The 12,993-nt window shown below is 62.4% G+C and carries 14 protein-coding genes; 7 read left to right on the top strand and 7 right to left on the bottom strand.

What is annotated here, in order from left to right:
• The 5 genes from A4R29_RS22880 to A4R29_RS22860 form a co-directional block, all read right to left on the bottom strand.
• Positions 1-1,911 carry an AAA family ATPase gene (locus tag A4R29_RS22880; RefSeq protein ID WP_063172953.1) on the bottom strand — a complete coding sequence of 637 codons (1,911 nt, stop codon included), beginning with the start codon at positions 1,909-1,911 and terminating at the stop codon, positions 1-3.
• A 24-nt stretch (positions 1,912-1,935) separates the two neighbouring features.
• A complete protein-coding gene (locus A4R29_RS22875) occupies positions 1,936-3,081 on the bottom strand; it encodes a hypothetical protein (protein ID WP_063172952.1) in 1,146 nt (381 codons plus the stop codon).
• Positions 3,082-3,112: 31 nt separating this feature from the next.
• Positions 3,113-4,201, bottom strand: a complete 1,089-nt coding sequence (locus A4R29_RS22870; RefSeq protein ID WP_024504535.1) for a hypothetical protein — start codon at positions 4,199-4,201, stop codon at positions 3,113-3,115.
• A gap of 311 nt (positions 4,202-4,512) precedes the next feature.
• Positions 4,513-4,902 carry a c-type cytochrome gene (locus A4R29_RS22865; RefSeq protein WP_027162174.1) on the bottom strand — a complete coding sequence of 130 codons (390 nt, stop codon included), beginning with the start codon at positions 4,900-4,902 and terminating at the stop codon, positions 4,513-4,515.
• Positions 4,903-4,991: 89 nt separating this feature from the next.
• The gene (locus A4R29_RS22860) at positions 4,992-5,603 is read right to left on the bottom strand and encodes a thymidine kinase (protein WP_013529955.1); all 612 of its coding nucleotides are present in this window, start codon (positions 5,601-5,603) and stop codon (positions 4,992-4,994) included.
• Between the two features lie 237 nt (positions 5,604-5,840).
• On the opposite strand from A4R29_RS22860, the gene A4R29_RS22855 reads away from it, so the two are divergent.
• The 3 genes from A4R29_RS22855 to choV all read left to right on the top strand — a co-directional run bounded on the left by A4R29_RS22855 (position 5,841) and on the right by choV (position 8,943).
• Positions 5,841-6,776 (top strand): choline ABC transporter substrate-binding protein, encoded by a 936-nt coding sequence (locus A4R29_RS22855; protein WP_013529956.1) that lies wholly within the window; start codon positions 5,841-5,843, stop codon positions 6,774-6,776.
• Between the two features lie 134 nt (positions 6,777-6,910).
• Positions 6,911-7,765: a choline ABC transporter permease subunit gene (gene choW / locus A4R29_RS22850; RefSeq protein ID WP_024504538.1), complete on the top strand. Its 855-nt coding sequence runs from the start codon at positions 6,911-6,913 to the stop codon at positions 7,763-7,765.
• Entirely contained in the window at positions 7,762-8,943 is a 1,182-nt protein-coding gene (gene choV, locus A4R29_RS22845; protein WP_024504539.1) for a choline ABC transporter ATP-binding protein, read from the top strand. The genes choW and choV overlap by 4 nt, the downstream gene beginning before the upstream one ends.
• Positions 8,944-8,995: 52 nt before the next feature.
• Here choV and A4R29_RS22840 read toward each other — a convergent pair whose 3' ends face one another.
• Positions 8,996-10,402, bottom strand: coding sequence for an ATP-binding protein (locus tag A4R29_RS22840; RefSeq protein WP_024504540.1), 1,407 nt, complete (start codon positions 10,400-10,402; stop codon positions 8,996-8,998).
• Positions 10,399-11,115: a response regulator gene (locus A4R29_RS22835; protein ID WP_013529960.1), complete on the bottom strand. Its 717-nt coding sequence runs from the start codon at positions 11,113-11,115 to the stop codon at positions 10,399-10,401. Before A4R29_RS22835 ends, A4R29_RS22840 begins: the two co-directional genes overlap by 4 nt.
• 253 nt (positions 11,116-11,368) lie before the next feature.
• Here A4R29_RS22835 and A4R29_RS34680 point away from each other — a divergent pair, with 253 nt between their 5' ends.
• From A4R29_RS34680 to clpS, 4 genes are all read left to right on the top strand, one after another.
• On the top strand, positions 11,369-11,671 hold the full coding sequence (locus tag A4R29_RS34680; RefSeq protein WP_024504541.1) for a hypothetical protein: 303 nt from the start codon (positions 11,369-11,371) through the stop codon (positions 11,669-11,671).
• Positions 11,672-11,710: 39 nt separating this feature from the next.
• Positions 11,711-11,944: a hypothetical protein gene (locus A4R29_RS22825; RefSeq protein WP_063172951.1), complete on the top strand. Its 234-nt coding sequence runs from the start codon at positions 11,711-11,713 to the stop codon at positions 11,942-11,944.
• Between the two features lie 215 nt (positions 11,945-12,159).
• Positions 12,160-12,525 (top strand): hypothetical protein, encoded by a 366-nt coding sequence (locus A4R29_RS22820; protein ID WP_013529963.1) that lies wholly within the window; start codon positions 12,160-12,162, stop codon positions 12,523-12,525.
• Between the two features lie 139 nt (positions 12,526-12,664).
• A complete protein-coding gene (clpS, locus tag A4R29_RS22815) occupies positions 12,665-12,970 on the top strand; it encodes an ATP-dependent Clp protease adapter ClpS (protein ID WP_013529964.1) in 306 nt (101 codons plus the stop codon).
• Positions 12,971-12,993: the final 23 nt, after the last annotated feature.

Below are 12,993 nucleotides of genomic sequence, written 5' to 3'. Positions count from 1 at the left end.
TCACGCATTCCATAGCCCCTTCTTCTTCATCTCCTCCATCTCGCGCGCAGCCCGTTCGCGCAGGCGGGCGTCGCGCAGCAGTTTTTCCACGGCGGAGTCGTCGGACTTGTCGGAATAACGGAACTCCGAGTCGGCGTAGCGGTTGATCTCCTGCATGACCATGTCCATCGAGAACGGCCCGCGCAGTTCCTCGATCATCGCTTTCTTCTCGTCGTAGCCCTTGTGCATGAAGACTTCCGGCTTCTCGAACCAATCGTCGGGAAGCTCGATGTCCATGGCGCGCATCTTGATGGCGTCGGTGACATTCTTGATGGCGCGACCGGTGAAGCGGGGCTCGGCATCCTTGATCAGGTGCAGATAGGTGCCGATATCGGCCATCGATTTCGGCGCGCCGTTCTCCTTCATGTAGCGCTCGTAGACCTTCATCAGCCCATCTTCCTGCGGCTTCTCGTGCTCCTCATAGGCTTCGGTCACGGCGCGCTGGATTTCCTGCGCGGCGTAGAGGTCGTGTTCGCCGAGCGGGATCTTGTGGTTTTTCCCCGCCAGCAGGACAAAAATATCGATGTAGTCGTCGCGGCTCTGCGGCCCGTCGACCAGCCAGCGGGCGCCGGCGCGCTGGCGCAGCGCGTCGTCGACATTTTCGGGGTAGTTGGAGAACATGCCGAATGAGCAGTTGCCGCGCACCACGGTGGCGGCGCCGGCGAAGGCGTCCATCAAGACGCCTGTTATTTCCTGCTGGCCGGCCGAGGCGCGGTCGTCGGAGCGGCGCGCCGCCACCTGGTCGATGTCGTCGATGGTGCCGAAGCCGATGACGCGCGGGTTCAAGACATTGTTGATGAACTGGCGGCAGTTCTGGCCCGACTTGCCCTGGTAGGACGAGATCTGGTCGACGCCGAAATTCTCGTAGGCGAAGGGATAGCCGGCGACCTGGCAATAGCCGTTGACGAGGCCGGCGATCATCTGGATCAGCGTCGTCTTGCCGGTGCCGGGGGCGCCGTCGCCGATGAAGGTGAACAGGAAGCCGCCGAGCTCGACGAACGGATTGAGTTCGCGCTCGAAATCATAGGCCATCAGCATCTTGGCGAGCTTGACCGACTGGTATTTGGCGATGTGGTTGCCGACGACCTCTTCCGGCTTCTTGAAGGTCATCACCAGCGGTTTTGAGCGCTTGCCCGGCGCGACGTCGAAACCATCGAGAGTGAAATCGTCGGCATCGATGCGGATATGGGCGTTCTCGAACGGGCCGATGCCGTCGAAGCGGCCCTTGCGGGCCAGAAGCCCGTCGATGGCGACGCGGGCGAAGGCGCGTGCCCTTGTCATCAAATCGGCATCATCGGACGATCCCGAGATCGCCTTGTCGAGGCCAGCGAGGATCGACTTCACCGCATCCTGCGGCGTGTCGAACAGGAAGTCCGGCTCGGGGATGTCGTTGGGTGCCTCGCCGTCGCTGTCGATCAGCTGGAACAGGTAGGAGGCGAGGCTGAAGGCGGAGATGTAAGCCGAGGCCGACAGAAGCTTCTTGAAGGTGGCCGCTTCGTCGCCTTCGAGCGGCGCGCGGGTATTCCTGGCCTGCAGGCTTTCGAGGTCGGAGCCTTCGGCAAAGACGTCCGATATGGCCAGCGCGATCGCCGTGCCGCGCCGGGCGCGAAACAGGAGCGTGTGCTGCGGGATGGTCAGCAGCTGGTCGTCGGCATGAACGGCGCCGACGGTCTTGGCCAGCTCGACCTCGCGCGTGCGACGCACCGAGCCGACCGAGACGGTCGAGACGAAGCGGCGGTTGGTGCCGGCAAGCGCGGTGCCGGACTCCCGTGACGGGTCCTCCAGCACGACGATGCGGGTGATGAAGCTCTGCGCGGTGGCGCGGTGCTTCTCGATGGCGGCTTCCGGAATGGTGGTCAGGCCGGTATCCATGAAGGGTGCTCCGTGGTGTGACGGTCAGACGTCTGAGATGACCTGTCCGTTGGACAGGATATGAACCTTGTAGCCGGCAAAAATCTTCTGTGCTTCGCCGGCGGCGTAGAGTGCCTGATAGGCCTCGTGCGGAATCAGCGCATGGTTTTCATAGCTCGACACGCCCTGACGCGCGGCTTCCAGATCATCAGTGTTGATGAAGAATTCCTGCGTTGTCTTCTCACTCGAAAACAGGCCCTTGCGGCCGGGTTTCTCGCTCTTGGAATAGACCTCCTGGATCGTCCAGGTCAAAAGCCAGGCATTTTCCGGCTTGCGCACCTTGGCCAGAACCTCGGTCACCGTCGAATTGTTGTCGGTAATCCCCACCGAATAGAACGGGCCGAGCACGACGCGGCGCAGCTGCTTGGGGTGCAGCGGTTCGAAATCCTTGTCGAGGTTGACCGCGATGGTTGCCGGCGACAGCGTATAGGCGGAGTTCTTCTCGGTGAAATCGTCGAAACGATGGGCAAGCTCGGGATTGAGTAGGCCATCGACCGGCAGCGGAATGTCGACCGTCTCGTTGAGTTTGCCGTTCCTGTCGACAAGCTGGCGGATCATCGCGTCGGAAGAATCCTCCACCGTCACCATGTAGACCAGAGGCAGGTTGGCGCTGCCGTCGAACGTCGCCCAATGGACGAGATAATAGGGCCGTCCCGTCTTCGGATTGACCGAGACCTTGGCGGTTTGCGCCAGCGTGAAGGAACCGAACGTGTTCTCGCTTTTCACGTCCTCGAGATAGAGCCGCTCGGCCACCGACTTCTGCAGCGCCTCGGGGAATTCCTTGTGGCGCAGGATGAAGTCGGCCATTTCCTCGCGCAATTCGCCGGCGAGCGGGATGTTGGCAAGCCGCGCGTCGGCCTGGCGGCGGTCGTTTTCCAGTTCGAGCAGGTTCTGGAACACCGGGAATCCGCTTTCGGCCCGCGAAATGCGGAACGTGTCCATGAAGCCCAGCCGGTTGCGCCAGCAGGAAAACGACTTGTCGAGCCGGGCGATGTATTCGGCGACGATCTTGGCGACGATGCCGTGCCGGTAAAGCGGCGAGCGATCGTCGCGCATGAACACTTCAAGGCCGCTCAGCGCGGCCGTGATGGCGGAGAAATATCGTGCCGCCGCTTCGTTTTCGGGGGTCATGCCTGTGCGCTCGCGGGCAGTCCTGTCACCCCTAAGACTGCACGTAGTTTGCCGAATTGTGCTTCTTCAGCACCTCGTCGAAGCGGCGGGCAAAGGCATCGTCGGCCAGCTTCTTGCGGCGCTGGATGTCGGCGGTGGCGACCATGTTCTTCTCGTGCATCTCGAGTAGGTCGCCGATGTGTTTTTGCGAAGCAGCACCGATGCCGGCCATGGTTTCCTCGGCGGTGTTGTCGACCTGGCTGCCCAGCGTGTTGATCTTGTGGGCGACGTCCTGCTGGGCGGCGGTCTTCAGCGAATCTTCCAGCGCCTTGTAGAGCACGATGCGCTGCTCGGTATCGATGGTCAGCTTGTTGATCAGCGTCGATTGCGCGGCGATCTGGTTGTTGAGCGAATCGACGAAGGTCTGGAACATCGAGGTGTAGCGCTCGAGCGTCTGGCTCTCGGCCAGCAGCTCCTGCTCCTTGGCCTGCTTTTCGTTGTATTCCGTCGCCAGCTTGGAGCGTTCGCCTTCGAGCTGCGTGCGGTCCTTCTGGCTGGTCGAAGCGGCGATCTTGTTTTCGATGTCGAGCAGCATCGGGTTGAGCTCCTCGATGCGCTTCTGCACGGCTTCGAGGTTGGTCATGGTGGTCTTGCGGCGCTCGATCACCTGCGACAGGCTGGTTTCCGAGGTCTTGTAGCGCTGGTCGAGGACCTCTTTCTGCGCCTTCAATATGCCGACGATGGTGTCGGATTTGACCAGCAATTCCTGCAGATTGCCCGCCAGCGACATGTTGCGGACGCGGTCGGTGCGCATGCGCTGCTTGCTCTGGCTGGAGAAGATACCGATGAATTTTTCCCAGCCGGTGTAGTTCTTCATGCTCTCGAACTCGGAGCCGAAGACGTTGGTGGCGTCCTCCAGGCCGATGATCAGGTCGGCAATGTTGCCTTCCATCACCTTTTGCTGCTTCAGCACATCCTCGATGCGGGCGTTCTCGAGGTCGAAATTGGCGTCGCCGATCTTCTTGTCCGATGTGGCGAGCGTATCTAGCATGGTGCCGGACTGCTCGATCTTGGAGCGCATGTCCTGCACGACCTGCTTGGTCTTGGCAATTTCGGCGTCGAAATTCTGCAATGTCGCCATTGGGGCCTCCCGCTTCGGCATGACGTCGCTGGTCGCGAACAGCGGCGAATATATGTGGGGCATCGGGGGATTGAAAGACGTGAAGACAAGGGCGGCGTGAAAACAAAAGAATCCATCAGGGTCTTGAAAACCAGTGAAGGCGGGGGCCTGGCGTGATTAGCTTGCCTGCCAGCCGTAGTTCAGCTGTCATTGAACTTTCATGCGGCAAGCCGATGGCGCACGGATGCCTTTGTATTCGGCAAATCACTGAAGCAATCGCGGCCGCGATATGCGAGGGGAAAGCCGGTTTTACAGAGCTGACGAACAGCGGATCAGGGCTTGGGATCGGCCTTCAGATAGGCGATGACATTGGCGATGTCGTCGTCATTGGTCAGGCCGCCGAAGGCCATCTTGTTGCCCGGCACCTTCAGCTTTGGGGCCTTGAGATACTCGGCGAGATTGGCTTCATCCCAGACCAGGCCGGCGGCGCCGGCACTCTTCATCGCCTCGGAATAGTGGCCAAGAAAGCTCTCGGCGCTGCCGGCGGTGCGGCCAACGACGCCCAACAGATGCGGACCGACCTTGTCGCGGTCGGTGGCTGCGTCATGGCAGGCCATGCATCGGTTGAAGACCTTCTTGCCCAGGGCAGGATCACCGCCGGCATGGGCTACGAGCGAGCTGGCAAGGAGAAGGATACTGGCGAACGAAGCGGCTCGAAGCATGGCTGACCCCGGGGAGCTCTGGCTGGCTGCGTTATAGTACCGAGGCCTTAAGAAACGCTGCATAGGGCCGGGGTCAAGGCCGCCGACCGTCAGCCCTTGATAAAGCCGATGAAGTCGTCTGGCGCGGCGCGGCCCATCTCTTCCTCCCAGTGGCGGCGGCAGAGCGAGACATAGACATCCTTGCCGATCGCCACCTGCTCGCCCTGGCGCGCCACCTTGCCATCGGGGCCGAGGCGCACGACCATCGTCGCCTTGCGGCCGCATCGGCAGATGGTGCGCACTTCGCGCAAATCGTCGGCGATGGCCAGCAGCGCGCGCGAGCCGGAAAACAGCTTGCCCTGGAAATCGGTGCGCAGGCCGTAGCACATGACCGGGATGTTCAGCCGGTCGGCGATGCGGGCGAGCTGCCAGACCTGCTCTTCCTCGAGGAACTGCGCCTCGTCGACGAAGACGCAATGCACCGACGTATGCGCGTGATGAGCGGCGACGCGGGCGAACAGATCGTCGCCGTCGCGAAACATCTCGGCTTCCGTCTCCAGGCCTATGCGCGACGAGATCAGGCCTGTATCGCCCTTGCGGTAGTGGCCGGCGACGAACAGCATCGTGCCCATGCCGCGCTCGCGGTAATTGTAAGAGGCCTGCAAGAGCATCGTCGTCTTGCCGGCGTTCATCGTCGCGTAGTGGAAGTAAAGCTTGGCCATGCCGCTCTTTTAAGCCGACTTGGCCTGACACGGGGAGGGGCCAGAGCGGCATTCCCCTGAAAAAGCCGGCTGGCCAGACAAAAGCGCCTGATGTGTCGCTGATTGGCCAGCCCGCGCCGTTGATCGTGATTGTCTTAATGCTTGAAACCACACCAGAATGGTGTTTGGCTGACGAAACAAGGCGGGCACAGAAACCGTAGCTACGCTTCGCCAAAGAATCACAATGGGAGACTGTCTATGTCGCGTATGAACTCTTTCGTCGCCGGCCTCGGCCTGGCGGCTTTTTTGTCCACCAGCGCTGCCTACGCCGGTGATCCGGCAAGCTGCAAGGCGGTGCGCCTTTCCGACGTCGGCTGGACCGACATCCAGGCGACGACCGGCGTCGCCTCCGTGCTGCTGACCGCGCTCGGCTATGAGCCGCAAACGATCCAGCTGTCGGTGCCGGTGACCATGGCGTCGCTGAAGAACAAGGATCTCGACGTGTTCCTCGGCAACTGGATGCCGTCGATGACCAACGACATCAAGGACTATACAGCCGACGGTTCGGTCGAGACGATCAGCACCAACCTGACCGGCGCCGGCTACGGCATCGTCGTGCCGACCTATGTCGCCGACGCCGGCGTCAAATCGCTGACCGATATCGGCAAGTTCAAGGACAAGTTCAACGGCAAGATCTATGGCATCGAGGCCGGCAATGACGGCAACCGCATCATCCTCGACATGATCAAGAACCCGAAGGACAATCTCGAAGGCTTCGAGCTGGTCGAATCCTCGGAAGCCGGCATGCTGACGCAGGCCGAGCAGTCGATGAAGAACAATGAATGGATCGCCTTCCTCGGCTGGACGCCGCATCCGGTGATGGGCGCCATGAAGATCACCTATCTCGACGGCATGGGCGACAGCGGCTTCGGCGCCGCCACCGTCTACACCAATGTGCGCAAGGGCTACACCACCGAATGCCCGAACGCCGGCAAGTTCATCGCCAACCTGAAGTTCAACCTGGACATGGAAGGCGAGATGATGGACGCGATCCTCAAGGGCGGCGATGCCAATACGGTTGCAACCGACTGGCTGAAGAAGCACCCGGATGCCGTTGCCCCGTGGATAGCCGGCGTGACCACCTTCGACGGCGGTGACGCTGCCGCCGCCATCAAGACCGCGCTCGGAAGCTGAGCCGACTGAATTCGGCAAAGCCGAACCAGGAAGGGCAGCCATCTTAGAAAAGGCTGCCCTTTTTCATATCCTGTGACAAGATGACGACGGCCGAGGCCGAGGGGCAGGGCGGTCTCCTGCACGAGAGGGGCGATATGGATCCGATTTCGAAATTCATGGTCGATCACAAGATTCCGATCGGCGCCTGGGGAAAGGCCTTCTTCGGTTTCCTCACCGACAATTTCGACACTGTGTTCAGGGCCTTTTCGAATGGCCTCAATTTCCTGCTCGACGGGCTGGTCGGCATCCTCTTGATGGTGCCGCCGGTGCTGCTGGCGCTGGTCATCGCCGTTGTCGCCTGGCTGCTGCAACGCTCGCGACCGCTTGCCATCGGCGTCTTTCTCGGCCTGATCTTCATCATCAACCAGAACCTTTGGAAGCAGACGGTGCAGACGCTGGTGCTGGTCGTCGCGGCCGCTGCCATGGCCATGGCCATCGGCGTGCCGCTCGGCATCTGGGCAGCGCACAAGCCGAAGGTCTACCGCGTCATGCTGCCGGTGCTCGACCTGATGCAGACGCTGCCGACCTTCGTCTACCTGATCCCGGTGCTGACGCTGTTCGGCCTCGGCAACGCGCCCGGCCTCATCGTCACCATCATCTTCGTCATCCCGACCGCGGTCCGGCTCACGCATCTGGGCGTCGTCTCGGTGCCGAAGTCGATCGTCGAGGCCGGCGAGGCTTTCGGCGCCACCAAGAGCCAGCTGCTGTGGAAGGTGGAACTGCCGTCGGCGCTGCCCACCATCATGGCCGGCCTGACGCAATCGATCATGCTGTCGCTGTCGATGGTGGTGTTTGCCGCACTGATCGGCGCCGGCGGGCTCGGCACCGAGATCAACCGGGCGCTCGGCTCGCGCCGCATCGACCTCGGGCTTGAGGCGGGGCTTGCCATCGTCGTTTTGGCCATCGTGCTCGACCGGATGACCCGCATCGCCGTTGGAGGCAAGAAATGACCGTCGCCGTCGATTTCAGGAACGTCGATATCGTCTTCGGCGCCGACCAGGCCGGATCGCTGAAGATGATCGACGCCGGCGCCAGCCGCGCCGAGATCCTCGAAAAGACCGGCAATGTACTGGGCTGCGCCGGCGCCAGCCTGACCGTGAACGAGGGCGAGATCTCCGTTCTGATGGGCCTCTCCGGTTCGGGCAAGTCGACATTGCTGCGGGCGGTCAACCGGCTCAACGTGGTGTCGCGCGGCCAGGTGCTGGTCAAGGATGGCGACAAGACCGTCGATGTCGTCACCTGCGACGAGGCGACCTTGCGGCGCCTGCGCCAGAAACAGGTGGCGATGGTGTTCCAGCAGTTCGGCCTTTTGCCCTGGCGCACGGTGGAGGAGAATGTCGGTCTCGGCCTCGAACTGGCCGGCGTCCCGGAAGCCGAGCGCAAGGAGCGCGTCCAACGCCAGCTCAAGCTGGTCAATCTCGACCAGTGGTCGAAGAAATATGCGCATGAGCTTTCGGGCGGCATGCAGCAGCGCGTCGGCCTGGCGCGGGCCTTCGCCACCGAGGCGCCGATCCTGTTGATGGATGAGCCGTTCTCGGCGCTCGACCCGCTCATCCGCACCAAGCTGCAGGACGAATTGCTGCAGCTGCAGGCTGAATTGAAGAAGACCATCATCTTCGTCAGCCACGACCTCGAGGAGGCGCTGAAGATCGGCTCCCACATCACCATCATGGAGGGTGGGCGCATCGTGCAAACCGGCGCGCCCGAAGACATCGTGCTGCGGCCCGCCAACGACTATGTCCGAGACTTCATCGCCAATGTGAACCCGCTGTCGGTGCTGACCGCCTGGAACGTGATGCGCGACCGTCGCGATCTGGAGCACGGCAAGGACGGCTGGGTCTGGCTCGACCGCCGCAAGACGACGCGCTTCAAGATCGACGATCACGGGCTGGTGGCGGCGGCTGAACGCGACGGCAAGCCGGCGGTCTGGGTGTCGTGCGCCGACGTCGAAGGCCAATCCGAGGAAGCCGCGCAAGTGTTCTGGGCCAATCCCGGCACCTCGCTGAAAACCGTCATGCTGGCCATGCACCGTTCGCAGACCGCTCCGGTAGCGCTGTTTGACGACCAGTCGCGCTTCGTCGGCGCCATCGGCATTCGCGACGTGCTGAGCGCGGTGTTGCGGCGGTAGTTTCTTCGAAACCCAACGGCGGCGAGGCGCGGCGACCGGGCGCGCCTTGTTTTTATGCCGCCAGCGGCAGGCGCAGTTGCGTCAGCAGGCCGCCGCCGGGATTGTTGGACAGGCGGATCTCGCCACCTGCGGCGCGCGCGATGTTGCGGGCAATGGTCAGGCCGAGGCCCAGACCGCCGGTCTGGCGGTTGCGCGATTGTTCGAGGCGCACGAACGAGCCGAACACGGCGTCGATCTGCGCCTGCGGTATGCCAGGCCCTTCATCGCGGATGGTGAGCAGGATCATGTCCTCCGACCGGCGCAGCGAAAGATGCGCCTTCTTGCCGTAGGTGACCGCGTTCTGCACCAGATTGGTGACGCAGCGCTTGAGCGCGACCGGCCGCGCCATGCAGATCAGCCCGCGCGAACGGGTCTCGTCGTCGAACGATACGTCGTCATAGCCGTCGGCGATCGATTCCACGAGCGACCAGAAGTCGATGCGTTCGTTCTTTTCCTCGGTCACTTCGAAGGTGGCGAAGTCGATCACCGAGCTGGCGATGCTCTCGACATCGGCGAGGTCGTGCGCCAGCGCCTCGCGGACCGCCGATTTGCGCAACAGCTCCAGGCGCAGGCGCATTCTGGTCATCGGCGTGCGCAGATCATGCGCCAGTGCCGCCGCCAGATGTTCGCGGTCCTCGACATATTCGCGCAATCTCGCCTGCATGGCATTGATCGCCTTGGCGGCGGCACGCACCTCGCGGCTGCCGCTCTCGGCGATCGGCGGGCTCTTCAGATCCTTGCCGATCCGGTTCACGGCGGTTTCCATCATCCGGTAGGGCGCCGTCAGCCGGCGCAGTGACCAGATCGACATGATCACCACCAGCCCTGCGATCAGCGAATAGAGCGGCAGGCTGTCGAAGCTCAGGATCGGGCCGACGGGCGTGATCGGTTCGGTGAAATTCAGCCATTGGCCGTCGGCGAAGCGCAGCGATGCCGTCAGCTTGTCGCTCTGGGCGAAGTCGGCGGCCAGCACCAGAAGGTCGCGCTCGACCTGGCCGATGTCGGGTCCTGGCGTCGTGCCGTCCGCGTCGTCGGCCTCGCGCGTCGCCGGATCGCGGCGTACGCGTGCATCGGTGATGCCGAATTTGGACAGCCGGCCGACGAGGATGTCTTCGAGTTCGGCCAGTTCGTCATCGCCGGCGATCGACGAAGTGACCGCCGGCGTGTCCGAAACGGTGAGCGCGTAGGTGGAGTTGAACAGGCCGGTCGCCGTCGCCTTGCGCTCGTCCGGACTGGCGTCATGCATGAGCTGCACCAGCGAGAAGGCACGGTCGTTGAGCCGGTAGAGGTCGACGACGTCGTTGGCGGCAGCGCGGTCGCGCGAGACGATGTAGAGGGTCGCGACCTGGCTGATCAGCAGGCCGGCAATGACGATCAGCAGCACCCAGACAGGCAAGGTCTGCGGCAGGAAACGTCTCATTCGGAGGTCGTCTCGGGCAGGAACTGGTAGCCGCCGCTGCGTACGGTCAGGATCAGCTTGGGCGTCTTCGGGTCGTCCTCCATCTTGCGCCGCAACCGGCTGACCAGGATGTCGATGCTGCGGTCGAAGGAATAGTCGCTGTCGCCGCCGGACAATTCGATGAGCTGGTCGCGGGTCAGCACACGCTGCGCACTCTTGACGAAGGTCTGCAGCAGGTTGAATTCGGCCATGGTCAGCTCGACCCTGACATCGTCGGGTGCGATCAGCCGGCGCCGGGCACAGTCCATCGTCCAGCCAGCGAAGCGGTAGATCTGCTTGGTGGTGGCGCGCTTCGGCTCGGCGGCGCCATTGCGCCTGAGCACGGCCCGGATGCGCGCCAAAAGCTCGCGCGGGTCGAAGGGCTTGGGCACATAGTCGTCGGCGCCCATTTCCAGGCCGACGACGCGGTCGGTCGTCTCGGTGACGGCGGTCAGCATGATGATCGGCGTCGAATACTGGGCGCGCAGGTCGCGGCACAGCTCCAGCCCGCTCTTGCCGGGCAGCATCACGTCGAGGACGATGAGGTCCACCTGGACGCGCCGCAGGATGGTCTCCATCTCGATGCCGTCGGCGGCAACCGAGGTGTGCAGGCCCCGCTTCTGGAAGAATTCCTGCAGCAGGTCGCGGATGCCCTTGTCGTCGTCGACGATCAGTATGTGTGCATCGGATTTCACAGCCGCCCTGTCATTGTTGCCAAGCCCTTCTGTCTTTGATTGCCAAGCCCTTCGGTCGCAACCCACACGATAGAATTCAGGCCATATGTTGGCCAGTGGCTATGATGGAGTTCACACCGGCTTTCTCAGACACACTCCAGAAACAAAATTCTACAGTTCAGAAAAACTCCTGAAAAATTTCAAAGGCATAACTGATCTCGTGGCGGTCAGGTCATCGGCTGCGACGCTAGTCTCCGGGTTTACGGATAAACCGATGCCAAGGTTGTCGATCAGTTTGTTGGGTGCGTTGCTGGGCTTCTGCCTGGTCACTGCCGCTGTCGGACAATCAGACGCAAAGGCGACGCTCACAACCCGGAGCGAACGGTGCGCCAATCTCAGCCACCAATTTGATGAAGCCCTCGAAACCCATGCCACGGCAACGCAGGTCACCGCGGCAAAGGCACTTCAGAGAAAGGGCAACCGGTACTGCGCCGCCAAGAAACAGGCACAGGGCATCCGGATGCTCGCCAATGCTTTGAAGCTGCTTGGAGTGACGCCGAACGACCCGGTTCAGTAACGCTCCGAAACTTGACCCGCATAAAAAGGAAACGAAGCCATGAAAAAGTCCATCCTCTCCGCAACCGGTCTCGCCGTCGCTCTCGCTTTCGCGATGCCGGCTCTCGGCAACGCCGCCGCCACCACGACCGCTGCTCCGGCTGCTTCGACGACCACCGCTCCGGCGACTGCCGCTCCGGCCAAGGCTGCTCCGAAGAAGGTCGTCACGAAGACCGTCAAGAAGCACAAGAAGGCTGCTGAGAAGGCCGTCAAGAAGGACGCCCCGAAGACCTGATAAGGTCCGGCATAAAATGCCGGCCTGTTGACCAAGGCCGCTCCAGCTGGTTTCGGTTGGAGCGGCCTTCTTCCTGTCCGAGCCGCTGAAGCCCTGACATTGGCGATGAAGCGGTCGATGGGTTCAACTGATCTTTGGCGAAGTCTGGCACCGGCAGCTTCCGCCTCGACTGACACTTAACCCGTTTGCAACGCCGGCCGTGTAGGACAATCCGCATGAAGAAGCGGCTTTCGTCCATTTTGCGCTCGATGGTGATCGGCGGTCTGGTTGCCACCGGCCTCGCCAGGGTGCTTATCCTGTTCACCGCCAGCCCGGTCCCCGATCCGGCCAGCGGACGCACCGAGCCTTCGCTGTTCGCGCCGGCGATTTCCACCAACTGGGACTACATAACGCCGGCACAGACCTGGCTGCTGGTCGTGCTGACCGGCGCGACGTTGATCTGCGTCGCCGCGTGGCCGATCGCGACCTGGCTGGAACGCCGGGCGGACGCCGGCGGAAACCGTTTTCGGTCCGATATACCGCCCGCTGCGGCCGTGCGGCAGATTCCCGGCCGTCGCATGTTCGGCCGCCAAGGCCGTTGAACGGCAATCGACACCTTCCCACATGATTGTGAATGGCCGCGTCGGCGGACACCGGTTTCGCGCGTCGATCAAAATGGACGACCGTTTTCACCGGTGCCAGAATGGCGGTCACGTCGCTTACGCAAAACTGTCGGTTCCGATGCCCGAAATCACCACAAAACCGCGTACCCAGATCAAACCGCAAGTCGAACGGCCAAAACTCTACAAGGTCATCCTCATCAACGACGATTTCACGCCGCGCGAATTCGTGGTGACGGTGCTGAAGGGCGAGTTCAAACTCAGCGAGGACCAGGCGCACCGGGTGATGATCACTGCGCATCGGCGTGGCGTCTGCGTCGTCGCCGTGTTCACCAAGGATGTCGCCGAGACCAAGGCGACGCGCGCCACCGATGCCGGCAAGGCCAAGGGCTATCCGCTGATGTTCACGACGGAGCCGGAGGAGTAGAGCAGGGGGCTTTCCCTTCTCCC

Origin of the sequence: Mesorhizobium ciceri biovar biserrulae, assembly GCF_001618845.1 — a bacterium.
Taxonomy (GTDB): Bacteria; Pseudomonadota; Alphaproteobacteria; order Rhizobiales; family Rhizobiaceae; genus Mesorhizobium; species Mesorhizobium ciceri.
This window is presented reverse-complemented; position numbering and strand designations above follow the sequence as displayed.

Excerpts from the sequence above, each read along its gene's own strand:
- A4R29_RS22865 (WP_027162174.1), bottom strand. The coding sequence starts at position 4,902 with ATGCTTCGAGCCGCTTCGTTCGCCAGTATCCTTCTCCTTGCCAGCTCG.
- A4R29_RS22825 (WP_063172951.1), top strand. The coding sequence starts at position 11,711 with ATGAAAAAGTCCATCCTCTCCGCAACCGGTCTCGCCGTCGCTCTCGCT.
- A4R29_RS22870 (WP_024504535.1), bottom strand. The coding sequence starts at position 4,201 with ATGGCGACATTGCAGAATTTCGACGCCGAAATTGCCAAGACCAAGCAG.
- A4R29_RS22820 (WP_013529963.1), top strand. The coding sequence starts at position 12,160 with ATGAAGAAGCGGCTTTCGTCCATTTTGCGCTCGATGGTGATCGGCGGT.
- clpS (WP_013529964.1), top strand. The coding sequence starts at position 12,665 with ATGCCCGAAATCACCACAAAACCGCGTACCCAGATCAAACCGCAAGTC.
- choW (WP_024504538.1), top strand. The coding sequence starts at position 6,911 with ATGGATCCGATTTCGAAATTCATGGTCGATCACAAGATTCCGATCGGC.
- A4R29_RS22875 (WP_063172952.1), bottom strand. The coding sequence starts at position 3,081 with ATGACCCCCGAAAACGAAGCGGCGGCACGATATTTCTCCGCCATCACG.
- A4R29_RS22880 (WP_063172953.1), bottom strand. The coding sequence starts at position 1,911 with ATGGATACCGGCCTGACCACCATTCCGGAAGCCGCCATCGAGAAGCAC.
- A4R29_RS22855 (WP_013529956.1), top strand. The coding sequence starts at position 5,841 with ATGTCGCGTATGAACTCTTTCGTCGCCGGCCTCGGCCTGGCGGCTTTT.
- A4R29_RS22840 (WP_024504540.1), bottom strand. The coding sequence starts at position 10,402 with ATGAGACGTTTCCTGCCGCAGACCTTGCCTGTCTGGGTGCTGCTGATC.
- A4R29_RS22860 (WP_013529955.1), bottom strand. The coding sequence starts at position 5,603 with ATGGCCAAGCTTTACTTCCACTACGCGACGATGAACGCCGGCAAGACG.
- A4R29_RS34680 (WP_024504541.1), top strand. The coding sequence starts at position 11,369 with ATGCCAAGGTTGTCGATCAGTTTGTTGGGTGCGTTGCTGGGCTTCTGC.
- choV (WP_024504539.1), top strand. The coding sequence starts at position 7,762 with ATGACCGTCGCCGTCGATTTCAGGAACGTCGATATCGTCTTCGGCGCC.